20 protein-coding genes and 1 pseudogene are annotated in these 23103 nt (G+C 67.0%); 16 read left to right on the forward strand and 5 right to left on the reverse strand.

Annotated features, from left to right (window positions below; genetic code table 11):
• The 3 genes and pseudogenes from HQ354_RS07495 to HQ354_RS07505 all read left to right on the forward strand — a co-directional run.
• Positions 1–215: pseudogene (locus HQ354_RS07495) on the forward strand (cytochrome ubiquinol oxidase subunit I); the annotation flags it as partial.
• Between the two features lie 134 nt (positions 216–349).
• Positions 350–1576: a phosphoserine phosphatase SerB gene (gene serB, locus HQ354_RS07500; RefSeq protein WP_068429120.1), complete on the forward strand. Its 1227-nt coding sequence runs from the start codon at positions 350–352 to the stop codon at positions 1574–1576.
• Positions 1573–2337: an aminoacyl-tRNA hydrolase gene (locus tag HQ354_RS07505; RefSeq protein WP_068428358.1), complete on the forward strand. Its 765-nt coding sequence runs from the start codon at positions 1573–1575 to the stop codon at positions 2335–2337. The genes serB and HQ354_RS07505 overlap by 4 nt, the downstream gene beginning before the upstream one ends.
• A gap of 652 nt (positions 2338–2989) precedes the next feature.
• Here the strand turns inward: HQ354_RS07505 and glgX are convergent.
• A complete protein-coding gene (gene glgX, locus HQ354_RS07515; protein WP_068428361.1) occupies positions 2990–5137 on the reverse strand; it encodes a glycogen debranching protein GlgX in 2148 nt (715 codons plus the stop codon).
• A gap of 31 nt (positions 5138–5168) precedes the next feature.
• On the opposite strand from glgX, the gene HQ354_RS07520 reads away from it, so the two are divergent.
• The 5 genes from HQ354_RS07520 to HQ354_RS07540 are packed head-to-tail and all read left to right on the forward strand — an operon-like array spanning position 5169 to position 9950.
• The gene (locus tag HQ354_RS07520; protein WP_068428365.1) at positions 5169–6011 is read left to right on the forward strand and encodes an ABC transporter ATP-binding protein; all 843 of its coding nucleotides are present in this window, start codon (positions 5169–5171) and stop codon (positions 6009–6011) included.
• Positions 6012–6049: 38 nt separating this feature from the next.
• Complete coding sequence (locus HQ354_RS07525; protein WP_068428369.1) at positions 6050–6883, forward strand: NUDIX hydrolase; 834 nt, start codon at positions 6050–6052, stop codon at positions 6881–6883.
• 26 nt (positions 6884–6909) lie between these two features.
• Positions 6910–7689 (forward strand): enoyl-CoA hydratase/isomerase family protein, encoded by a 780-nt coding sequence (locus HQ354_RS07530; RefSeq protein WP_068428371.1) that lies wholly within the window; start codon positions 6910–6912, stop codon positions 7687–7689.
• Positions 7690–7741: 52 nt separating this feature from the next.
• Entirely contained in the window at positions 7742–8770 is a 1029-nt protein-coding gene (locus HQ354_RS07535) for a class I SAM-dependent methyltransferase (protein WP_068428373.1), read from the forward strand.
• Between the two features lie 7 nt (positions 8771–8777).
• Entirely contained in the window at positions 8778–9950 is a 1173-nt protein-coding gene (locus HQ354_RS07540) for an SAM-dependent methyltransferase (protein WP_068428377.1), read from the forward strand.
• A gap of 15 nt (positions 9951–9965) precedes the next feature.
• Here HQ354_RS07540 and HQ354_RS07545 read toward each other — a convergent pair whose 3' ends face one another.
• Positions 9966–11234, reverse strand: a complete 1269-nt coding sequence (locus HQ354_RS07545) for a PQQ-binding-like beta-propeller repeat protein (RefSeq protein ID WP_308115145.1) — start codon at positions 11232–11234, stop codon at positions 9966–9968.
• A gap of 189 nt (positions 11235–11423) precedes the next feature.
• Here HQ354_RS07545 and HQ354_RS07550 point away from each other — a divergent pair, with 189 nt between their 5' ends.
• Positions 11424–12200 carry an acyltransferase gene (locus tag HQ354_RS07550; protein ID WP_068428383.1) on the forward strand — a complete coding sequence of 259 codons (777 nt, stop codon included), beginning with the start codon at positions 11424–11426 and terminating at the stop codon, positions 12198–12200.
• On the opposite strand, the gene HQ354_RS07555 is transcribed toward HQ354_RS07550, so the two are convergent.
• Genes HQ354_RS07555 through HQ354_RS07565 form a run of 3 tightly spaced genes read right to left on the reverse strand, consistent with a single transcriptional unit; the run spans position 12183 to position 15771 of the window.
• A complete protein-coding gene (locus tag HQ354_RS07555) occupies positions 12183–13430 on the reverse strand; it encodes a glycosyltransferase family 4 protein (RefSeq protein WP_068428386.1) in 1248 nt (415 codons plus the stop codon). The two genes, HQ354_RS07550 and HQ354_RS07555, sit on opposite strands and share 18 nt — an antisense overlap.
• The gene (locus HQ354_RS07560; protein WP_222634623.1) at positions 13427–14938 is read right to left on the reverse strand and encodes a glycoside hydrolase family 57 protein; all 1512 of its coding nucleotides are present in this window, start codon (positions 14936–14938) and stop codon (positions 13427–13429) included. The genes HQ354_RS07555 and HQ354_RS07560 overlap by 4 nt, the downstream gene beginning before the upstream one ends.
• A gap of 32 nt (positions 14939–14970) precedes the next feature.
• Positions 14971–15771 (reverse strand): bifunctional 2-polyprenyl-6-hydroxyphenol methylase/3-demethylubiquinol 3-O-methyltransferase UbiG, encoded by an 801-nt coding sequence (locus tag HQ354_RS07565; RefSeq protein WP_068428388.1) that lies wholly within the window; start codon positions 15769–15771, stop codon positions 14971–14973.
• A 209-nt stretch (positions 15772–15980) separates the two neighbouring features.
• On the opposite strand from HQ354_RS07565, the gene HQ354_RS07570 reads away from it, so the two are divergent.
• From HQ354_RS07570 to HQ354_RS07600, 7 genes are all read left to right on the forward strand, one after another.
• Complete coding sequence (locus tag HQ354_RS07570; protein ID WP_068428390.1) at positions 15981–16781, forward strand: electron transfer flavoprotein subunit beta/FixA family protein; 801 nt, start codon at positions 15981–15983, stop codon at positions 16779–16781.
• 44 nt (positions 16782–16825) lie between these two features.
• A complete protein-coding gene (locus tag HQ354_RS07575; RefSeq protein WP_068428393.1) occupies positions 16826–17782 on the forward strand; it encodes an electron transfer flavoprotein subunit alpha/FixB family protein in 957 nt (318 codons plus the stop codon).
• Between the two features lie 137 nt (positions 17783–17919).
• A complete protein-coding gene (locus tag HQ354_RS07580) occupies positions 17920–18762 on the forward strand; it encodes a GNAT family N-acetyltransferase (protein ID WP_114332638.1) in 843 nt (280 codons plus the stop codon).
• Positions 18759–19676, forward strand: a complete 918-nt coding sequence (locus HQ354_RS07585) for a 1-acyl-sn-glycerol-3-phosphate acyltransferase (RefSeq protein WP_222634611.1) — start codon at positions 18759–18761, stop codon at positions 19674–19676. Before HQ354_RS07580 ends, HQ354_RS07585 begins: the two co-directional genes overlap by 4 nt.
• 61 nt (positions 19677–19737) lie before the next feature.
• Positions 19738–20976, forward strand: coding sequence for a cysteine desulfurase family protein (locus tag HQ354_RS07590; RefSeq protein ID WP_222634610.1), 1239 nt, complete (start codon positions 19738–19740; stop codon positions 20974–20976).
• Positions 20976–22067 carry a tRNA 2-thiouridine(34) synthase MnmA gene (mnmA, locus tag HQ354_RS07595; RefSeq protein WP_114332641.1) on the forward strand — a complete coding sequence of 364 codons (1092 nt, stop codon included), beginning with the start codon at positions 20976–20978 and terminating at the stop codon, positions 22065–22067. Before HQ354_RS07590 ends, mnmA begins: the two co-directional genes overlap by 1 nt.
• Positions 22064–23083, forward strand: coding sequence for a methionine synthase (locus HQ354_RS07600; protein ID WP_167678373.1), 1020 nt, complete (start codon positions 22064–22066; stop codon positions 23081–23083). The genes mnmA and HQ354_RS07600 overlap by 4 nt, the downstream gene beginning before the upstream one ends.
• Positions 23084–23103 lie beyond the last annotated feature (20 nt).

Genomic DNA, 23103 nt, shown 5'->3' on the forward strand with positions numbered 1-23103 from the left:
ACTTCACCGAACTGCCCCGTATCCGTTCCGAGCGTCCCGCGTTCGAGCTGCACTACCCACACATGGTCGAACGCATGCGCTCCGAAGCCCACGTCGGACCCGGCAGCCACGGCGGACACACCACCGAGGTACTCGAACAGGCACGCCGTGCACCCATCAGTACGAGCGACCACGAGCACTCCGGCGACCCGGATCCAGGCAGGGATCTGAAGTAGCAGGTACGCGATAGCCCCGAAGAGCCCCTCCCGGTACCCGGGCGGGGCTCTTCGCTTGCAAGAATCGAAACCCACGACCACATTCGGACAGCGGATTCGCACGCGATGCGGATCCGCGCGTGAAGGGAGATCCGGTGGCGTCATCGGACACCGCTGTACTCGTGACGGTCACCGGGCCGGACAAGCCTGGCGTCACGTCGGTTCTGTTCGCTGCGCTCTCACGTCACGAGGTGACCCTGCTCGACGTCGAACAGGTCGTCATCCGGGGACGCCTGACACTGGGCGTACTGCTGAACTGTCCCCGAGATCCCGAACACCTGCAGGAAGAACTCGAAGAGGCCATGTCGACGGTCGGCGTGCACGTCGACGTCGAGATCGGCGCGGACCAGAACGGCAAGCCCGGACTTCCGACACACGTCGTCGTCGTTCTGGGCCGTCCGGTCACCGCCCGCGCGTTCAGCACCCTCTCGCGGGAGCTCGCGCGGCAGGGTGCGAACATCGACTCGATTCGCGGCGTCGCCGATTACCCGGTCACCGGCCTCGAACTGCAGGTGTCGACGACCAACACCTCGCCCGACGCCGATCGTCAGCTGCGCACGGGGCTGTCCGAGATCGCCGCGGGGGTCGGCGTCGACGTCGCGGTCGAACGGGCGGGAATCGCGCGGCGTTCCAAGCGGCTCATCGTGTTCGACGTCGACTCGACGCTCGTGCAGGGTGAAGTCATCGAGATGCTTGCCGCCAAGGCCGGTCGGGAAGCCGAGGTTCGCGCGATCACCGAATCCGCGATGCGCGGTGAGATCGATTTCACCGAATCGCTGCACCAACGCGTCGCAGCGCTGGCAGGGCTGGACGCATCGGTGATCGACGAGGTGGGCGAGGACCTCGAACTCACTCCGGGTGCGAGGACGACCATTCGAACGCTCCGCAGGCTCGGGTATTCGTGTGGTGTCGTGTCCGGTGGATTCCGCCAGGTCATCGAAGGCCTCGCACACGAACTCGAACTCGACTTCGTTCGCGCGAACACTCTGGAGATCGTCGACGGCAAGCTGACCGGCCGCGTCGTCGGCGAGGTCGTCGACCGTGCCGCGAAGGCGATCGCTCTGCGTGAGTTCGCAGCCCAGTCCGGGGTGCCGATGGAGCAGACCGTCGCTGTCGGTGACGGCGCCAACGACATCGACATGCTCACCGCGGCGGGTCTCGGCGTTGCCTTCAACGCCAAACCCGCCCTCCGCGAGATCGCCGACACGGCGATCTCGCACCCTTATCTCGACGCCGTGCTGTTCATGCTCGGCGTCACACGCGGTGAGATCGAGGCAGCCGACGCCGTCGACGGCGGTGTGCGACGCGTTCCGATCCTGTGAGCGAGTCGCCGATCGAGGACACACCGCGGAGCACGTTCGCCGAACGACACGAAGTCCTCGCGCAGGGCTACGGGGGACGGCCGGACCCCGACGACCCCGCCGACGTCCTCGCGATGCCGATCGTGCTGAACATCCCCAAGGCCGATCCGCCGCCGCGCAGCCGGTTGCTCGAAGCGGCGGCGTCGGCCTCGGTCGCGCTGTGCTTCGACGAGCGCGTCGGACCGGGCGGGGAATGGGAAGAGTCGTTCCGCGCGTGGACGTCGTCACGCATCCGCAAGGTGGCCAGACGAGCTCGTGGGGCCCATTGGACCGCCGCGCAGGATGTGCCAGGCGTGACCGTGGACGTCGGCGACGCGCAGGCCCGTGCCCTGGTTCCCGGACGCGTCGGCGACCTCGATGCGCGGATCAGGAGACTGCAGATCGGCGGCACCGATCTGAGTCACGACGAACCGGATCGGGTGGCCGACGACCTTCCGGTGCTCTGGATCGACCCTGCGCTCGAGATGACCGTGGGAAAGGCTGCAGCGCAGGTCGGGCACGCGTCGATGCTGCTCGCCGGAACGATGTCGACCGAGCAGTGCGAAGCATGGGCGGCACGCGGTTTCGCGTGTTCGGTCCGCGACGCGAACGCCCAGCAGTGGGCGACAGCCCGCGCACTCGTCGACGCCGGTCGCGCCGCAGCCGTACGCGACGCCGGATTCACGGAGGTGGCGCCCGGCTCGATGACGGTCGTCGGCGTCGCACCCGAGATGTGGCGATAGGGTCCACCGCTTCGAAACTGGCCGTTTCTGCGGCATCCAGTGTGCTCGACACTGAATGCATGCGTACATCGAACATCTCTTCCGGATCGGCCAGGAATCTCGTACTGCGCCTCGGCGCCCTGTACATCGGACTATGGCTGTACGGACTGTCGATGGCCGCGATGATCACGGCAGGGCTCGGCCTCGATCCGTGGGACGTCTTTCATCAGGGGATCGGTCGGCACGTCGATCTGAGCTTCGGAACCATCACGGCCGTGACGGGGATTCTGGTGTTGCTGGCGTGGATTCCGTTGCGCCAGAAGCCAGGATTGGGGACCGTCAGCAACGTCGTCGTCATCGCGATCGCAGTCGACGTGTCGCTCGCGTGGTTACCCGACGTCGATTCGCTCGCGGTCCGCATTCCGTTGATGCTGGCGGGCATCGTGACCAACGGCTTCGCGACGGCGTTGTACATCGGTGCGGGCATGGGACCCGGCCCGCGTGACGGACTGATGACGGGCTTCGTGGCGCGAACGGGCCTGTCGATCCGTCTGGTTCGCACCTGCATCGAGATCACCGTCCTCGCGACGGGCTGGCTGCTCGGCGGCAACGCCGGAATCGGAACCCTGTTGTACGCCTTCGGTATCGGGCCGATCGTGCAGTTCTTCGTCCATCACCTCCCGACGCTGCGCAGCACGAGCACGGTCGAACCCGACAGCGACAGTGGCGAACCCGCATCGATGGCCGTCGCGTCGACGGGCGTGCCGTCGGCAGTGCTGGAATCGAAGACGGCGACGAATCTTTCGGCCGCCCAGGGCGGGCACGCCAGCGATACCTCGGTCGGGCCGCCGGAGTGCAGTACGAGCAGCGAACTGGCGTCGTCGACGCGATGCCCGTCCGAGGCGTAGGAGCGGACGTCGCCGCCGTCCACCCATGCCTGGATGGTGCGGATCGAATCGTCGTGCCACTGGTCGGTCGTCAGTTCGTTGCCGCGTCCGTCGAACCAGACGAGATCCGGCCTGCCGCTGGGAGTATCGCGCCCGAAGAAGAATTCCTGCTGGCGCAGTGACGGGGCGCTTCGCCTGATCCGCAACAGTCGCGAGACGAACGCGAGGAGATCGCGGTCGGCGGACTCCCAGTCGATGGCCCACGACCGATCCGCGGGTGCATCCTCCGGCACGCAGTACGCATTGTTGTTGCCGCCCTGCGTGTGTCCGATCTCGTCGCCGGCCAACAGCATCGGCGTCCCGGTCGACAGGGTCAGCGTGGCGAGCAGTGCGCGGACGTGGCGGCCCCGCGCAGCGATGACATCGGGATCGTCGGTCGGGCCCTCGACGCCGTGGTTCTCCGAGATGTTGTTGTCGGTGCCGTCTCGGTTGTCCTCACCGTTCGCGTCGTTGTGCTTGCGCGAGTACGACACCAGGTCGCGGGCGGTGAAGCCGTCGTGTGCGGTCACGAAATTGACCGAGGCCCAAGGCTTTCGGACGCCGCCGCCGAAGATGTCCTCGGAACCCGCTATGCGCGAGGCGAGTTCACGCACGCCGGTCTGTCCCGCCCAGAACCGACGGACGGTGTCGCGGTACCGGTCGTTCCACTCCGACCACATCGCGCCGAACCCGCCGACCTGATAGCCGGCGCCTGTCGCGTCCCACGGTTCGGCGATCAGTTTGCGTGTCGACAGCACGGGATCCGTCGCGATCGCAGTCAGAAGCGGTGCGCGCGCATCGAATCGCCACGCGGGGCGGCCGAGCGTGCTCGCGAGGTCGAAACGGAACCCGTCGACACCCATGTCCGTCGCCCAGTAGCGGAGACTGTCGCAGACCATGCGTACGACAGCAGGTGACGCCGAGTCGGTCGTGTTTCCGCACCCGGTCAGGTCGACGTCGTGGCCACGTCCGTCGAGAAGGTAGTAACCGGGTGCGTCGAGCCCGCGCCAACTGATGGACGGACCGTCGACCGAGCTCTCGCACGTGTGGTTGTAGACGACGTCGAGTATCACTTCGATACCGACCGAGTGCAGCGCGTCGACCATCGTGCGGAATTCGGCGATCTCGGCTCCTGGCGTCGACGCGAACCGTGGATCGGGTGCGAAGAACGCGCCGGTCGAGTATCCCCAGTGATTACGCATCCCACGGGCACGGACGCCCGGCTCGGTGATCGTCGCATGCACCGGCAGCAGTTCGACGGTCGTCACGCCGAGGCGGGTGAGATGGTCGAGTACTGCAGGGGTCGTCAGTCCGAGATAGGTGCCGCGATGCTCGGCCGGTACGTCCGGGTGCCGGGCAGTGAACGCGCCGACGTGCATCTCGTAGACGACCGTTCGATCCCACGGGATGCCGGGCCGGGGTGCGCTCGGAGGTACGTCGGGCGCGGTAACGACCGCCAGCGGCACATGGCCCAGTGAATCCACGGTGTTCGGACGCCCGAACGGGTCGTCCTCGTAGGCGAGGAGAGCCTCCGCCGATCCGACGGTGCCGTGGATCGTGCGCGCGGCGGGATCGAGTAGAATCTTCTGCGGATTGAATCTGCGGCCGTCCGACGGGTTCCACGGGCCGTGCGCTCGGATTCCGTACTTCGTTCCTGCTTCGACGCCCTCGACGAACCCATGCCAGACGCCGTACGTACGGCTGCCGAGTGCGATGCGACGCTCGCCGCCGTCGTCGTCGATCAGGCAGATCTCGATGCCATCGGCGTCGGGCGAGTGGACTGCGAATTGCGTACCACCTTCGCCGACTGTTGCCCCGAGCGGGAAAGGGGACCCCGGTGCGGGACGATTCGCCGAGTCGGGCTCGCCGACGGTGTGATGAACATTGGACGACACGCATACAGATCCTGCCGTGAAAGCCCGACGAATGTGGGACAAGATAGACCTCGTGTCCGAACCAGATCCCGATCTCCTCATCGACTTCGACGACGTACTCATCAGGCGAGGTGGTGTGACGCTTGTCGGCCCTGTGACCTGGCAGGTGGAGCTCGACGAGCGCTGGGTCGTCCTCGGTCCGAACGGGGCAGGCAAGACGTCGTTGATGCGCATCGCAGCTGCCGAGGTGCATCCCACCTCGGGCGTCGCACACGTGCTCGGTGAAGTGATGGGCAAGGCCAACGTCGCGGACCTCAAACCGCGCATCGGTCTGTCCTCCTCCGCGCTGGCCCACCGCATTCCGGCCGACGAGACCGTCGCCGATCTCGTCGTGTCCGCCGGGTACAGCGTGCTCGGCCGGTGGCGTGAGCGGTACGACGACATGGACACCGAGCGTGCCGTCGACATGCTCGAGAGCCTCGGTGCCGAACACCTCGCGAACCGCACCTACGGAACTCTGTCCGAGGGCGAGCGCAAGCGTGTGCTGATCGCTCGCGCCCTCATGACCGACCCGGAACTACTTCTTCTCGACGAGCCGGCCGCGGGTCTCGACCTCGGTGGACGCGAGGAGCTCGTCGCCCGCCTGGCCGATCTCGCCGCCGACCCGGACGCGCCCGCGACGGTGCTCATCACGCACCACGTCGAGGAGATCCCACCGGGCTTCACGCATGCACTGTTGCTCAAGGAGGGTGGAGTCGTCGCGCAGGGCCTCGTCGACGACGTCATCACCGCCGAGAACCTGACCGAAGCGTTCAGCCAGTCAATCACGCTCGATCGCGTCGACGGCAGATTCTTCGCGCGCCGTACGCGGGCCGGAGCACAGCACCGCCGCTGATGTGATGGCCGTTACGTAAGTCCGGTAGATTTCCTTCAATGTCCACAGCCAGCGGTGCCTCGACCCCGTCCGATCTCGCCGACGTCCCGGTGCGCGACGCGTCGACCGTGATTCTTCTGCGCGACGCGGCTGCGGGTATCGAGGTGTTCCTGCTGGAACGGGTCGGTGGCATGGCGTTCGCCGGCGGCATGACGGTGTTTCCCGGGGGAGGCGTCGACTTGTCCGACGCCGACGCCGACACCGGACTCGAGTGGACCGGACCGAGCGCGTCCTGGTGGGCCGAACGATTCGGTGTGGACGAGCGCAAGGCCACAGCGCTCGTGTGTGCGGCGGCGCGGGAAACGTTCGAAGAATGCGGCGTCCTGCTCGCCGGACCGACTGCGGACTCCGTCGTTTCGGACACGCGCCGCTTCGCCGACGACCGCGGTGCACTCGAACGACGGGAGCAGACGTTCGGCGAGTTCCTGACGCGCAACGAGTTGGTGTTGCGCGCCGACCTGTTGCGTCCGTGGTCGAACTGGATCACGCCGGTGGGGGAGAAGCGTCGCTACGACACCCGGTTCTTCGTCGCGGTGGTGCCGGAGGGGCAGACCGCGGACGGCGAGACCAGTGAGGCGGCGTCGGTCGGATGGCGTTCGCTGGATGCTGCGCTGGAGGACTGGCGTCGCGGCGCGACGATCCTGCTGCCTCCGACGTGGAGTCAACTCGCGGGACTGACGACGTTCGACGGTGTCGATGCCGTCCTGGCCGCGTCGCCCGACGTCACGCCCATCCAGCCGGATCTCTACCACTCCGACGGCGAACTACGCGTCGATTTTCCGGGCCAGGACGCGTACTACGCGGGCAGCACCCACCCGTGGGCAGACCGTTAGGTCCGCCTACCGGTAGCGTGAGCGCCATGGCTGAGTACGTGACTCTCGAGGTAGCAGACGGCATCGGCACCATCCGCCTGGACCGTCCCCCCATGAACGCGCTGAATCGTCAAGTGCAGGAAGAGATTCGCGACGCGGCCCGGGCGGCCACCGTCGACTCGTCGGTCAAGGCCGTCATCGTGTACGGCGGCGAGAAGGTATTCGCGGCAGGCGCGGACATCAAGGAGATGCTCGAGCTCACGGCCGCGCAGATGTCGGCCATCATCGGTGATCTGCAGTCCGCGCTCGGGTCGCTCGCTGCCATCCCGAAGCCCGTCGTCGCCGCGATCACCGGCTACGCACTCGGAGGCGGACTCGAGGTCGCGCTCGGCGCGGATCGTCGTATCGCAGGCGACAACGCCAAGCTCGGTGTCCCGGAGATTCTTCTCGGCATCATTCCCGGCGGCGGTGGTACCCAGCGGCTTGCGCGCCTGGTCGGTCCGAGCACGGCGAAGGACATGGTCTTCACCGGTCGGTTCGTCGGAGCCGACGAGGCTCTGCGCATCGGCTTGGTCGACGAGGTCGTCGCCCCCGACGAGGTCTACAACGCCGCACGTGCGTGGGCGTCGCAGTTCACGACGGGTGCGGCCCGCGCTCTCGCCGCCGCGAAGGCGTCTATCGATCAGGGGCTCGACACCGATCTGAACACCGGTCTGAAGATCGAGGCTCAGCAGTTCGCCGCGTTGTTCGCCACGAAGGACCGCACCATCGGCATGGAATCCTTCGTTGCCAACGGACCTGGCAAGGCGGAGTTCGTCGGCGAGTGAGGTCGGCAAAACTGGAACTTGTTCATTCACTACCGGATAGTAGGCTGCCCTCATGACTGCAAGCCCACACGACGGCAACTCCGATGCACCCGCATCGTCTGCCGCAAGCGCCGTGAACGATCCTGCTCCCAACCCGCACGCCACGGCCGAGCAGGTCGAGGCTGCCCGGAGCGACACCAAGCTCGCTCAGGTCCTGTACCACGACTGGGAAGCGGAGACGTACGACGACAAGTGGTCGATCTCGTACGACGAGCGCTGCATCGAGTACGCGCGTGGGCGTTTCGACCAGGCGGTCAGCGGCCAGCCGGGTGCGCAGGACGACCTGCCGTACGGTCGTGCCCTCGAATTAGGTTGCGGCACAGGGTTCTTCCTGCTCAATCTGATGCAGGCGGGCGTCGCGGAGAAGGGTTCGGTCACCGACCTGTCGCCGGGCATGGTGAAGGTCGCCCTGCGCAACGCCGAGCACCTGAACCTCGATGTCGACGGACGCGTCGCCGACGCGGAGACGATCCCTTACGAGGACAACACCTTCGACCTCGTCGTGGGCCATGCGGTGCTGCACCACATCCCCGACGTCGAACAGTCTCTGCGCGAGGTGTTGCGCGTGCTCAAGCCCGGTGGACGCTTCGTGTTCGCCGGCGAACCGACGACCGTGGGCAACTTCTACGCTCGCTGGCTCGGCCGTGCGACGTGGGAGACCACCACGCGTGTCACCAAGCTGCCCTTCCTCGCGAGCTGGCGCAAGCCGCAGGCCGAACTCGACGAATCGTCCCGCGCCGCGGCGCTGGAAGCCGTCGTCGACCTGCATACCTTCGACCCCACCGACCTCGAGAACATCGCGCGGAGCGCAGGTGCGGTGGACGTACAGGCCCAGACCGAAGAGTTCGCCGCGGCACTGCTCGGATGGCCGGTGCGTACGTTCGAAGCCGCCGTTCCGGCGGAGAAGCTCGGATGGAACTGGGCCAAGTTCGCGTTCGGCGGATGGAAGACGCTCAGCTGGGTCGACGAGAAGGTCCTCAGGCACGTGGTGCCGCGCGGATTCTTCTACAACGTGATGATCACCGGAGTGAAGTCCGACTGATCGAATCATGGGTTACGGCTTCACCGGCGCCGACATCGACTTTCTGACCAGCGATGTCGGCGTCGCCGCATTGCGCGACGTCGACGAACGGCCGTTGGACTCGGCGTCGATGCTGTCCGACATCTCGATTCTGCGTGCCGCGCACGGAGATCGCACCGCCGCACTCGTCGAGACGACGCGTCTGCGGCGCAAGGCGGCTACCAAGATCGACGGAGCCGAGCGGTGGTTGCTGACCGACGACGCCGTCCAACAGGCGACACCGACACCTGTCGCCGTACGCCGCGCGCAGCGTCTCGAGGGTCGCGACGTACACGACGTGACCTGTTCCATCGGAACGGAATTGGCGGCGCTGTCGACGACTGCTCGAACCGTCGTCGGTAGCGATCTCGATCCGGTGCGCACACGGATGGCATCGCACAACGTCCCGGGTGTCGCGGTACTGCGTGCCGATGCCCTGACTCCGACCACTCGTGGAACGGTCGTACTCGCGGACCCGGGCAGGCGTGCCGGTGGAAGGCGCACGCACGATCCTGCGGCGCTCGAACCGCCCCTACCGTCGTTGCTGGGCGCCTATGCCGGACACGATCTGGTCGTCAAATGTGCGCCCGGTCTGGACTTCGACAGGCTCGGATGGGAGGGCGAAGTCGAAGTCGTGTCCCTGAGCGGCGGTGTGCGGGAGGCATGTCTGTGGTCGACGGGCCTCACCCACGACGGAGTGCGTAGGCGCGCAACGGTGTTGGCGTCGGACGGTTCGTCGTTCGAGGTGACCGACGCCGAACCCGACGACATCGACGCCGGCCCCGTGGGCGAGTGGATCGTCGATCCGGACGGGGCGGTGGTGCGCGCGGGACTCGTGCGGCACTACGGTGCGCGTCACGGTCTGTGGCAACTCGACCCTCGAATCGCCTATCTGACCGGCGACTCGGTTCCCGAGGGCGTCAACGGATTTCGTGTGCTCGAACAGATCAAGTATTCCGAGAAGACACTGCGGCAGGCGTTGGCGTCGAGGCGCTGCGGCTCGGCCGAAATTCTCGTCCGAGGTGTCGACGTCGATCCCGCAGTGCTGCGACCGAAGCTCAAACTGCGGGGAGACGTCGCCCTGTCGGTGGTCATCACGCGTGTCGAGCGTTCGGCGTTCGCGTTCGTCTGCGAAGCACGGCGCCCCGGTGGTTCGAGCTGATCCCGACGGCTCGAATCAGGGTGCGTAGGTGAAGATCTCGCCCAGATTGGTCGACGTCACCATCTGACCTTCCGGTCCGACCGACGTGCCGACCGTCGATCCCTGCGCGCCTGGAAGGGTGCTCTCGGACAGAGTCTCGCCCGACGAACCGTCGAGCGACGTCAGTACCAGATCGTCGCCGCGGCGGACGACCGTGTGGACGACACCGTCCGCGCTCTGCACGGGTCCGCCGGCCTGCTTCAGATCGTCACGAGCCCACACCTGCGTGGCGTGATCGCCGTCGTCGCGGATCGACTGCACGATGCCGTCACCACCCGAGGGCACGATCGACCCGTCCGCCGACACGGACGGCGACGCCGACACACCGAATCCAGCTCCGTACGCCCACTTCGACGCCCCGTCGCCCGCGCCGTACGCGGTGAGCCTGCCGTCGACGTCCGCGACGTAGACGGTCTGCCCGTCCGCCGACAGGACCGGGCTCGACGTGACCGCTGCCGGCAGCAGTTCCGAGGACCATCTCTCGGTGATGGAGGGAGTCGCATGCGCGTCGTAGGACAGCGACACGAGTTGCGGCGCAATGGCTCCCGGGCGCCACAGCACGAGGAAGATCGATCCCGTATCGAGGTCGACGGCCGGGCCCGCGCCGACGGGGCATTCCGGGGATCCGATCGTGCAGTCGTCGAGACCCGTCGTCGGCGCGAGGAAGTTCGTGTCCGGAGACTCCAGGAACGGAGGCGGCTCGATCAGGTCGTGGATCGGCACGGTCAACTGCCCGGTCTGTGTGTCGAGCACGTTGACCTGGCCGAGATGCGTCACGGCGAGCACACTGCCGTCGCCGAGGAACTGTGCCGACCGGGGAACGCCGTACACCGGTGTCCGCCAACGCAATTGGCCGTGCTCGTTGAACGACGAGAACCCGCCGTCGTCGCCGACGTACACGTTGGCGACCGAGTCGACGAGAGGTGTGGCCGTCGGGACAGAGGGTCCGACGCGGTTGCACCACCGCTTGCGGCCGGACTCCATCTCGAACGAGAAGAGGTTGCAGCCTGCGTCCGAGTACGTGCCGACGAACATCTGTCCGCTCGCGGCGATCGAGATCGGGGATCCGACCGCGCCACCCAGCGGGCGCGACCACTGCAGTTCGACGTCGGTCGATCCGTCGTGGCCGGTGGAGCTGCTGTTTCGAGAGTCGCCGTGCGCAGCGGGCCATGCTCCGGGAGCGAAGGCGTCGACGGTGTCGCTGTCTCCGCAGGCGGTGGAGGCGACCAGTGCGGCGGTTGCCACTGCCGCTACTCGCGCGAACGTTGCTCTGCCGCCACGCACCGTGCTGTTCTCCCTCGTCTCAGGTCGCGTGCATGGTTCGCTGGGCACGCGCGTCGCACAAGAGACTATCCCGGCACCGGTGTCCACCGACGAAGCGGCCGTGCGGGGCCATGGTGGAGTGAGCGCGACCGGTTATCTAAGGTGCTCGGTATGACGAGTATGTGGAACGCGCCGTTGCGTTCGCGCTGGCGGGGATCGAGACGGCGCGACGACGAACAGGCGCGTTTCCTGACGCTCGATTCCCTGCGGTGGGTTCTGCAGAACAAGGCCTACACGCCGTGGTACCTGGTGCGGTACTACCGTCTGGCGAAGTTCAAGGCCGCCAATCCGCACGTGATTCTGCGCGGCATGGTGTTCCTCGGCAAGAACGTCGAGATCCACTCGACGCCCGAGCTGTCGAGGCTGGAGATCGGTCGCTGGGTGCATATCGGCGACGGCAATGCCATCCGGTGCCACGAAGGCTCGCTGCGGATCGGCGACAAGGTGGTGTTCGGCAAGGACAACGTCGTCAACACCTACCTCGACATCGAAATCGGCGCGTCGACGCTCGTGGCGGATTGGTGCTACATCTGCGATTTCGACCACCGCATGGACGACGTGACGACGCCCATCAAGGATCAGGGCATCGTCAAGGGTCCCGTCCGCATCGGCCCGGACACGTGGGTCGCGGCAAAGGTCACGGTGTTGCGCGAGACCGACATCGGACGTGGATGCGTGCTGGGTGCGCACGCGGTGGTCAAGGGCACGATCCCGGACTACAGCATCGCGGTCGGCGCACCGGCGAAGGTCGTGCGCAACCGCAAGGCCGACTGGGAAGCCGGCGCGGCGGCGCGCGCCGAGTACATTGCCGCGCTCGAGGACATCGAACGCAAGAAGTCGCTGAAGGCAGCAGAAGCCGCCCGCGGCGACTCAGCTTCGTTCGGGTAGCGCGCGTTCGACGATGACCGGCCTGCCGAGCGGATAACGCACCTTCCGCTTGGCTCCGAGGTACACCTGCGCGGTCGCGTCCGCGACGTGCTTCCAGTCGAAGTCGACCGTGAGGCGGGCACGCGCGGCCTCGGCACGTTCCTGCGCCTTGTCCACGTTGTCGAGAACCGACCGCACGGCGGTGGCCAAGCCGGCGACGTCGCCGGGCTCGAACGACAGACCCGTCGTTCCGTGAACGATCGCTTCCCCGAGCCCGCCCGCGGTCGAAGCCACGAGCGGAGTTCCGGCTGCCGCGGCCTCGAGCGCGATGATGCCGAAAGGCTCGTAGCGTGAGGGCAATACGATCGCGTCGGCGCCGTGCAGCCACCCGAGGAGTTCGGTGTGATCGAGCGAACCGAGGAACGACACCGCACGTGCGACGCGGTGCGTGCGGGCCAGCTGCGACAGCCACGCGAATTGTGTTCCCTCACCGGCGATGTGAAGCGTCGTGCCGGGGTGACTACGACGGATGCGGGGGAGTGCAGCGATCGCGTCCTGGACCCCCTTCTCGTACTCCAGCCTGCCGACGTAGAGCAGCTTGGCCGGTTCCGAGCGCGGTTCGCGACGCCGAAAGCTCCACGTACGGATGTCGATGCCGTTCCTGATGACGGTGACGGCGGCGTCCTTGATGCCGAAAAGCCGTGTCACCTCGTCCTTCATCGATGTCGAACACGTGATGACGGCGTCGGAGTCGTTGGCCAGCCACCACTCGATCGAGTGGACCTGACGGTTGATCGGCCCGGAGATCCAGCCGCTGTGCCGCCCCGCTTCGGTGGCGTGGATGGTCGACACCAGTGGGACGTCGAAGTGTTCGGCGAGCGCGATCGACGGATGTGCAACCAACCAGTCGTGCGCGTGGACGACGTCGGGTTGCCAACCGTCGCCGAGTCCCGGCTTGCCGAGGGCGATGCCCGCCCGAACCATCGCGTGGCCCATCGCAAGGGTCCACGCCGCCATGTCCTCGCCGAACACGAAGTGTGCGGGATCCTCGGCGACAGCGACGACGAGGACGCCGTCCTCGATGCGGTGAAGAGTGGGGTGCGTCGAGGCGTCGGTACCCGTCGGGCGACGCGACAGGACCACCACCTCGTGGCCTGCCCGCACCAGTTCGGTCGCCAGATGATGTACGTGCCTGCCCAACCCGCCGACGACGACGGGTGGGTACTCCCACGACACCATCAGAATCTTCACTCGGCCGCCCCTTCGTCACGATGATCCCCACGCAAACGTCTGGCGTCGAGTCCGGGGAACAAGCCGTCGGCCCGATTCCACCGTTCGGCGAGTTCGGCGGCCCTGCCGACCGGACCCCGCGCGACCGCGTCGGCGATCTCCCGCAGCGCGTGCGCATGGATGTGCGCGCGGTCGCGGGCATATCCTGCGGCGGAGTCCTTGCTGACCATGAACGCCCAGTCGCTTGCCAGTGCCAACAGTGTCTCACGCAGAATCTGGTCGTCGACCCGGTTGCGCAATACGGGCCCGTCGGACTCGCGAGAAGCGTTCTTGTCGATCGTGTCCAATGCCAGGGCCGAGACCTCGGCGTTCAGCGTCACCAGGTCGGCGACGGCGTCGCCCGCCCAGACACGCCAGTCCTTGCCCGATCCCCACGACGACTTCTGCAGGTCGACGGGCGTGCCGACGTAGCCACGCGTCCGAGCGTCGTCGAGCGTCCCGACGTCGATTCCGGCCTCCGGCAATGCGCGCAGTACACGCTCCAGCCACACCGGGCCCTCGAACCACCAGTGGCCGAACAGTTCGGTGTCGAAGGCAGCGACGACCAGGGCGCCTCGCCCGATTCGGTCGGACTCCTCGCGCAGGCGTCGTCGAACCGAATCGACGAAGTCGGCGACGTGCTTGTCGATGGCAGCGGATGCGCGTTCGGGATCGTAGGGTTCCTTGTCGGCGGAATCGACGGTCCGGCCCGTCACCCGTGCGTGCTTGAGCCCCGTCGCGTGGTCGTAGGTGTGGAAGTCGCGATACGCGGGGTGGCCCGGATATCCCGATTTCGGCGACCACACCCGATAACTGACCGTCAGATCGCGACCGAACGCGATGACGTCGGACTCGCGAACGGGACGGCCGAGTGTCGTGTCGCCGCGCAGCGCCGGGCCGTCGACCATGAAATGCGTCACTCCCGCTGCGGCATAACCGAATTCCATGCCCGGTGCGTAGGCGCATTCCGGAGCCCAGATGCCCGTCGGGCGGGTGCCCCATCGTGACCGGGCATCCGAAAGCCCCTCGGACAGCGAGAATTCGCGCAATCGCTCGTCGAGGAGAGGCTGGAACGGATGTGCGAGCGGGCCACCGAGCAACTCGACCGTTCCGGCGTCGACGAGTCGGCGAATCGCGGCGGAACCCCCATGGCGCCACTGTGTTTCGAACGTGTCGAGAGCGTGCGACGCGGCCCTGTGCTCACGCGTCGACAGTCCGCGATCGGTCGCCTCGTGCGCACGCAGCTGCCAATTGCCCAGCCAGTGATGCATGCCGGACAGGCAGTGCGGGTCGTCGAGTTGGGCGGCCAGCACGGGAGTGATGCCGAGCGACAGCAGGTTCGTTCGGCCCTCGTCGGCCAGCCGGCCGAGCATCTCCACCAACGGCAGATACGAGCCGGCCCACGACTGGTACAGCCATTCCTCGCCCACGGGCCACCGTCCGTGATTGGCGAGCCAGGGAAGGTGGGAGTGCAGAACCAGGGCGAACATCCCTGGCTCGGTCACCGGAGTGCGGCGTTCGCTCACTCGCTCACCGAGGTCGCAGGCTTCGTTGCGACGGCCACCAGATCGAGGCTGGCATCGATGTCGGAGGTGCGAATGTCGAAGTCGCACGAGCGAATTCCCGCGACATCGGCCGTCAGATCGTCGGGCCACGGCTCGCCCGCGAGTGCACGTTCGATCTGCGCGTCGATGAACGAACCACCGTGTTTGGTGTCCAGGGCGCGCAGGACCGAGCCGTGGTGCACGCCTGTCATCGTCTCGACCGTGAATCGAGCGTCGCCCAGCAGTTCGGTGAGTTCTGCGGCATTCAGCTCACGGGTGTGGAACGGATTCAGGGGAGTGTCACGCCCGGGGGAGAACGTGATGCGGTTCGGCGTGCTGATCAACAGAACTCCGCCAGGGGCGAGTACGCGGTGGCACTCGGCGAGGAACTGAGCCTGGTCCCACAGATGCTCGATGACCTGGAAATTGACGACGACGTCGATCGAGTCGTCGGCCAGGGGTAGCTGCGCCAGGTTCCCGCGCAACATTCCGACGCGGGGATAACGCGTCAGGACGTGCGCTGCCGCCGACGCGTCGTAATCGAGGCCGACGACGGACGTCGCGACGTCGGCGATCATGTTCGCGCCGTAGCCCTCACCGGAACCGGCCTCCAGTACGACCTTGCCCGCGCAACGATCTCGCAGGTGCTCGTAGACGACTTCGTGCCGACGGAACCAGTAGTTCTCCTCGGCGATGCCGGGAACCGTGCGCTCCCCGGTGAGGGGTAACGGTTCGGGCGCGCCGTCCACGACGGAACCTGCGTTCGATGAATCGCTCACCGACGAGAGGGTAATGCCTCTACTGCCCAGTAGGACAGCGACGGGCAGTCCCTGGCGTGGCCCTCCTGGATGTATGGTCAGGCGGGAAACGCAGTAAGTTACCCACCGGTAACTAGACATGGGGTAATCTACGGCCAGGTGCTAGAACTGCAAGAACCCATACGAACACTCGATTCAGCGGAACATGACCAGGAGGTCGACGCAGACCCATGACGAACATCGTCGTATTGATCAAGCAGGTTCCCGACACGTGGTCCGAGCGCAAGCTGACCGACGGTGACTTCACCCTCGATCGTGAAGCCGCCGACGCCGTGCTCGACGAGATCAACGAGCGCGCGGTCGAGGAAGCACTGCTCATCAAGGAGTCCAAGGGTGGTGAGGTCAAGGTGCTGTCCGCAGGCCCCGACCGCGCGACCGACGCCATCCGCAAGGCTCTGTCCATGGGCGCCGACAGCGCCGTCCACCTGAACGACCCTGCGCTGCACGGTTCGGACGCGATCCAGACCGCATGGGCACTCGCAGCGGCACTCGGCCAGATCGAGTTCGAGAACGGCGAGGCCACCGAGCTGATCATCGCCGGTAACGAGGCCACCGACGGCCGCACCGGAGCCGTTCCCGCGATCATCGCCGAATACCTCGGCATCCCGCAGTTGACGCAGCTGCGCAAGCTCGTCGTCGACGGCGACAAGGTCTCCGGAGAGCGCGAGACCGACGAAGGCATCTTCGGCCTCGAAGCCACGCTGCCCGCCATCGTCAGCGTCACCGAGAAGATCAACGAGCCGCGCTTCCCGTCCTTCAAGGGCATCATGGCCGCCAAGAAGAAGACGGTCCAGACGCTGACCCTCGCGGACATCGGCGTCGAGGCAGAGACCGTCGGTGTCGAGAACGCAGGCACCACGGTGACCTCGTCCACGCCGAAGCCTCCCAAGACTGCTGGTGAGCGCGTCACCGACGAAGGCGACGGCGGAGACAAGATCTCGGCCTACCTCGTCGGCCAGAAGATCATCTGATCGCCCACCCCAAGCAGCCAGACCACAAGAGGAGAAGCTAGAACATGGCAGAAGTACTTGTGCTCGTCGAGCACGCAGAGGGAAGCCTGAAGAAGGTCAGTCTCGAACTCATCACCGCGGCACGCGCTCTCGGTGAGCCGTCGGCAGTCGTGACCGGTCCGGCCGGCACCACCGACAAACTCGCCGACGCCTTGACCGAGGCCGGTGCCGAGAAGATCTACGCTGCCGAGTCCGACGACGTCGACGGCTTCCTGTTGACCCCGAAGATCGACGTGCTGTCGTCTCTGGCCGAGTCGGTCAGCCCCGCCGCGATCATCACCGCGTCGAGCACCGAGGGCAAGGAGGTGGCCGGACGTCTGGCTGCACGCCTCGGTTCCGGCCTGCACTCCGACGTCGTCGCGGTCAACGGTGACGGCAGCGCCGTCTACTCCATCTTCGGTGGCGCGTACACCGTCGAGGCCAAGGCCAACGGCGACGTCCCGGTCATCTCGGTGCGCCCCGGCGCAGTCGAGGCAGAGCCGAAGGCAGGCGCGGGCACCCGCGAGACGGTCGAGGTCCCGGCCCAGGAAGAAGGCGTCACCAAGGTCACCTCGCGTGACCCGATCGTCGGTGGCGACCGTCCCGAGCTCACCGAGGCGTCGGTCGTCGTCTCCGGTGGACGTGGCGTCGGCAGCGCGGACAAGTTCAACGTCGTCGAGGAGCTCGCCGATTCGCTCGGTGCCGCCGTCGGTGCATCGCGCGCCGCCGTCGACTCCGGCTACTACCCGGGCCAGTTCCAGGTCGGACAGACCGGTAAGACGGTCTCGCCGCAGCTGTACATCGCGCTCGGTATCTCCGGCGCGATCCAGCACCGCGCAGGTATGCAGACTTCGAAGACCATCGTCGCCGTCAACAAGGACGAGGAAGCACCCATCTTCGAGATTGCGGACTTCGGTGTCGTGGGCGACCTGTTCAACGTCGCACCGCAGCTGACCGATGCGGTCAAGAAGCACAAGGGCTGACACGTCGTAGCCGAATCGGCCCCCGTACCCACTGGGTGCGGGGGCCGAACTGTGTGATACAGCCGTTCACACAACGTGTTCGGACACGTAACCCAGGTGATGCGCGGACGGTGCTGAAGCTCGTTAGACACAGCATCATGACCACTTCAGTCATGACCTCGGCCGCAGCGGAGCTCGCGACCACCGCTCCCGCCGCGCCTGCCACCGACAGGTACTCGCTGGTCCTCTCCACGGACCGCTACCACCGGGAAGCCGCACAGCGGCTTCGCTACGACGTGTTCGCCTCCGAACCGGGGTTCGAGATTCCCGCCGACACGAACGGCCTCGACGCCGACCGATTCGACGACTTCTGCGACCATCTTCTCGTCCGTGACAACCTAACCGACGATTTCGTCGGCTGCTACCGCATGCTTCCGCCCGACGCCGCCGCTCGCGCGGGCGGCTACTACAGCGCAACGGAATTCGATCTGTCCGCACTCGATCCAGCGTCGTCCCGGGTCGTCGAGATGGGCCGGGCCGTCGTTCGTCCCGAGCATCGTTCCGGCTCGGTTCTCGGACTCATGTGGTCGGGAATCCTGCACTACCTCGAAGTGACCGGCCTCGAATGGGTGATGGGCTGCGTGTCCGTACCGATGCAGGCCACGCCGGACGACGAACCCGGCGTCAACGTTCGCGGCGTGCGCGATCTTCTGCTGACCAAGCACGCCTCGCCGGCCGACCGGCGGGCGATCCCACACAATCCCGTCGTCGTCGACGGCCGTACGCTCGACGACCTCGTTCCCCCGGCCCGACCGTCCGTGCCGCCGCTGCTGCGCGGGTACCTGCGCTTGAACGCGACGATCTGTGGCGAGCCCGCTCACGACCCGGACTTCGGTGTCGCCGACTTCGTCGCGCTGCTCGGGCTCCGCGAAGCCAACACGCGATACCTCGACCGACTCAGAAGTGCCGCCGCGACCTACGACTCGCAGGCCGGCCGATGACACGCCGAGACGTCGCGGCGACCTCGGCCCCGCCCGAGATCGATCACGCGTGGATGCCGTCGAGCCCGTGCGGCGACAGCTGCATCGGACGTGACACGTCGGCGGCCCGGACCATCGTAGTCGTTCTGCGAACGCTCCTCGCCGTCACGGCGCTGATGCTTCTGCCGATCCTGATTCTCGTCGGGGTGGCGTCTCCGCACGCGCGGCGGAATGTGACGCGCTTCGGGGCCAGGATGCTGCTGTTCGCGATCGGGATCGGCCTGCGCGTCGACGACCAGCGGTCGGTGCGGGAGAAGTCCAGGACCGAGGGCGGCGCGCTCGTCGTGGCCGGCCACGTCTCGTGGACCGACGTCATCGTGCTCACCGCGCTGCGACCTGCGACGTTCGTCGCCCGCGGCGATCTGATCGACTGGCCGGTTCTCGGAGTTCTCGCCCGCGCGATGAAGGTTCTGCCGATCCACCGACGCAGCCTGCGCGCACTGCCCGGCACCGTGGAACAGGTCGCGGACCGGCTGCGCGCGGGCGGCACGGTCGTCGCATTCCCCGAAGCGACGACGTGGTGTGGCCGTGCCTACGGGTCGTTTCGCCCGGCGATGTTCCAGGCTGCCGTGGACACCGAGACATGGGTTCAACCGGTCCGACTGCGCTATGTCGACGCTTCCGGTGAGCAGACGACGTCGACGTGCTTCGTCGGCGACGAGACGATCGGACAATCGATCTCCAGGATCTTCCGGCTCAAAGGGATCGTCGCCGAAGTCGGACTCGCGACGCCGGAACCGCCGGGAAACGATCGTCGAGACCTCGCGCGGCGGTGCGAGGCATCGGTGCGATCCGGCGATGCGCTGAGCGCCGACCTGCACGGTGTGATCGCCGGGAACGTCGTACTTCATTCGGCGATGCAGCAGGGCGCCTGACCCTCGGCGGAATCTCGCGCGTTCTTCCGGCTCACGCCGAGCGGCTATCCTGAACAGCGTTATGCCTTCTGCCCGCAGTTCGGCTGCTACCACTGCCTCGAGCGCACCCGTCTACCTCGATCATGCTGCGACGACGCCCATGTCGTCCGCCGCGATCGAGGCGATGACGGCCGTGTTCGCCACCGTCGGCAACGCGTCGTCGCTGCACGGATCGGGGCGCTTAGCCCGCAGGCGCGTCGAGGAAGCGCGCGAGTCCATTGCGGAGAATCTCGGCGCACGGCCGTCCGAGGTGATCTTCACCTCAGGCGGAACCGAGAGCGACAACCTCGCGGTCAAGGGCATCTTCGCGGCCAGGCGCGACGCCGAACCGTCGCGCACCCGGATCGTCGCGAGCTCGGTGGAACACCACGCGGTTCTCGACGCGGTGGAGTGGCTCGCCGCGCACGAGGGTGCCGACGTCACGTGGCTGCCGGTCGACGCGTCCGGACGCGTCCAGCCGGACACTCTGCGCGCCGAGCTCGCGCTGCGCGGTGACGAGATCGCGCTGATCACCGTCATGTGGGCCAACAACGAGGTCGGCACCATCATGCCGATCGCGGAGCTCGCTGCCGTCGCGCAGGAGTACGGCATCCCGATGCACAGCGACGCCATCCAGGCCGTGCCCCACCTTCCCGTCGACTTCGCCGCCAGCGGACTGTCGGCACTCAGCATCGCGGCACACAAATTCGGTGGACCGCAGGGCGTCGGCGCGTTGTTGCTCGGCCGCAGCGTTCCGTGTGTGCCGCTGCTCCACGGTGGCGGGCACGAGCGGGACGTACGGTCCGGGACGCACGACACCGCGTCCGTCGTCGCCATGGCGGCAGCGCTGAAGGACACCGTCGACACCCGTTCCGCGCGCCACCGAGAGCTGACGCGGCTGCGCGAGAAGATGATCGCCGGAGTGCGGGCCATCGATCCCGACGTGATCGTCAACGGTGCGCAGGGCGACGGCGGTCTCGACAGCATCGCGCACTTCACGTTCCCCGGATGCGAGGGTGATTCCCTGCTCATGCTGCTCGACGCGGCCGGGATAGAATGTTCGACCGGATCGGCATGTACCGCGGGCGTCGCTCGCGCGAGTCATGTGCTGATCGCCATGGGCGCCGACCCGGTGACCGCGCGCGGATCCTTGCGTTTCTCGCTCGGGGCCGGATCGTCGGACGACGACGTGGATCGACTTCTGGCTGCGTTGCCACAGGTGACAGAACGTGCCCGCGCTGCGGGACTGGCGAGCGTAGGAGCTCGGGGAGGACAACGCTGATGCGTGTTTTGGCTGCGATGAGCGGCGGAGTGGACTCGGCTGTCGCGGCGGCCCGGGCAGTGGACGAAGGGCACGACGTCGTCGGCGTGCACCTCGCTCTGTCGAGTGACCCCGGAACGCTCCGGACCGGTTCGAGGGGCTGCTGCTCCAAGGAGGACGCGGGAGACGCCCGACGCGCCGCCGACGTCCTCGGCATCCCGTTCTACGTCTGGGACTTCGCCGACCGGTTCAAGGAAGACGTCATCGACGACTTCGTCGAGTCCTACGCGGCGGGGGAGACCCCGAACCCGTGCCTGCGGTGCAACGAGAAGATCAAGTTCTCGGCGCTCGCCGACCGTGCGCTGGCGTTGGGCTTCGATGCCGTCGCCACGGGCCACTACGCCCAGCTGCACGACGGTGTGCTGCGCCGCGCGGTCGACGCCGACAAGGACCAGTCCTACGTACTCGCGGTGCTGAACAAGGCCCAGCTCTCGCGTGCGATGTTCCCGATCGGTGACACGCCGAAGTCCGAGATCCGTGCCGAAGCCGCCGAACGGGGACTCGCCGTCGCCGACAAGCCGGACAGTCACGACATCTGCTTCATCCCGTCCGGTGACACACGTGCATTCCTCGGCGCGAAGATCGGCATCCGGCCGGGCAAGGTCGTCGACGCGGACACCGGTGCCGAACTGGCCGACCACGACGGAGTCCACGGATTCACGATCGGCCAGCGCAAGGGCCTCGGCGTGCAGGGTCCTGCCGCCGACGGCAAACCCCGCTACGTGACGGCCATCGAACCCGACAGCGGCAACGTCATCGTCGGGTCGGCAACGCGTCTCGACGTCTGGGGCATCACCGGCGAGCGTGCCATCTGGACCGACGGCGTCGCGCCGACCGGACCGATCGAGTGCGTCGTCCAGGTGCGCGCACACGGAGGAACCACCGAAGCGGTCGCCGAGGCGACGTCCGACGGCGGTATGGACATCCAACTCCGCAGTGCGCTCACCGGTGTCGCGAAGGGACAGGCGGCCGTACTGTATCGGCGAGATGTGTTGGGCGACATCGTCATCGGTAGCGCCACCATCGCGGGCACCCGTTCCGAGAGCGAGTGAGCAGCAGCGTTTTCGCCGGACTCGCGACCGGAATCGGCTCGTGGCCCGGCACCGACGTGCGTGAGGCGGCGGGCATCGTGCTCGGTGAATTGCCCGCCCTGCCCCATGTCGTCGAACTGCCCGCCCGTGGGCTCGGCGCCGACCTGATCGGTCGTACCGGGGCGTTGATGGTCGACGTCGAACTCGATGTGCGCACGTCCGGATATCGCATCGCGCAGCGGGCGACTCGGGCAGGGCGCCACGCCGAGGACCTGTTGAGTCGCGATCTCGACATACTCGAAGAGTTGTGGGAGACAGGCGGTTTCGCGGCGTCTCTGTCGGTGCTGAAGGCGCAGGTCGCCGGACCGTTCACGATGGCGGCCGAGGTCGAACTTCGGAACGCGCATCGCGTGCTCACCGATCGGGGAGCCGTCCGGCACGTTGCGGAATCGCTGGCCGAGGGCATCCGTGAGCACGTCGCCGAACTGCGTCGGCGGCTCGGCGTCGACGTCGTCGTTCAGCTCGACGAGCCGAGTTTGCCTGCGGTGCTTCGCGGTTCGCTACCGGGTGTGAGCCGACTCGATCCCGTGCCGGCATTTCCCGAACCCGACGCGCTGGAGCTGCTCGATTCCGTTCTCGATTCGATCGGAGTACCCGCGATGGTGCACTGCTGCGCCACGGGTGTGCCCATCGATCTGATCCGTCGCAGCGCCGCGGACGCCGTCGCGCTCGATGCGTCGCTGCTGCGTTCTTCCGACCTGGACGCGGTCGGCGAGCTTCTGCAGGCAGGGAAAACGCTCGTCCTCGGCGTCGTCCCCGGTACGACGCCGGAACGTACGCCGACCTGGCGAGAGGCGGCGGCACCTGCGGTGACGCTCGTCGATCGGCTGGGATTCCCGAGGTCGACGCTGGCCTCTCAGGTGTCGGTCACGCCCGCGTGCGGGTTGGCCTCGGCGACCCCCGAATGGGCGCGCACCGCGCTCACGTTGGTCGAGAACGTCGCCGATGCGTTCGGTGACGCGCCGGACTCGCTGTAGGAGGTTTGTTCGGCGAGGTT

The organism is Rhodococcus sp. BP-261, assembly GCF_019835205.1.
Classification (GTDB): Bacteria; Actinomycetota; Actinomycetes; order Mycobacteriales; family Mycobacteriaceae; genus Rhodococcoides; species Rhodococcoides kyotonensis_B.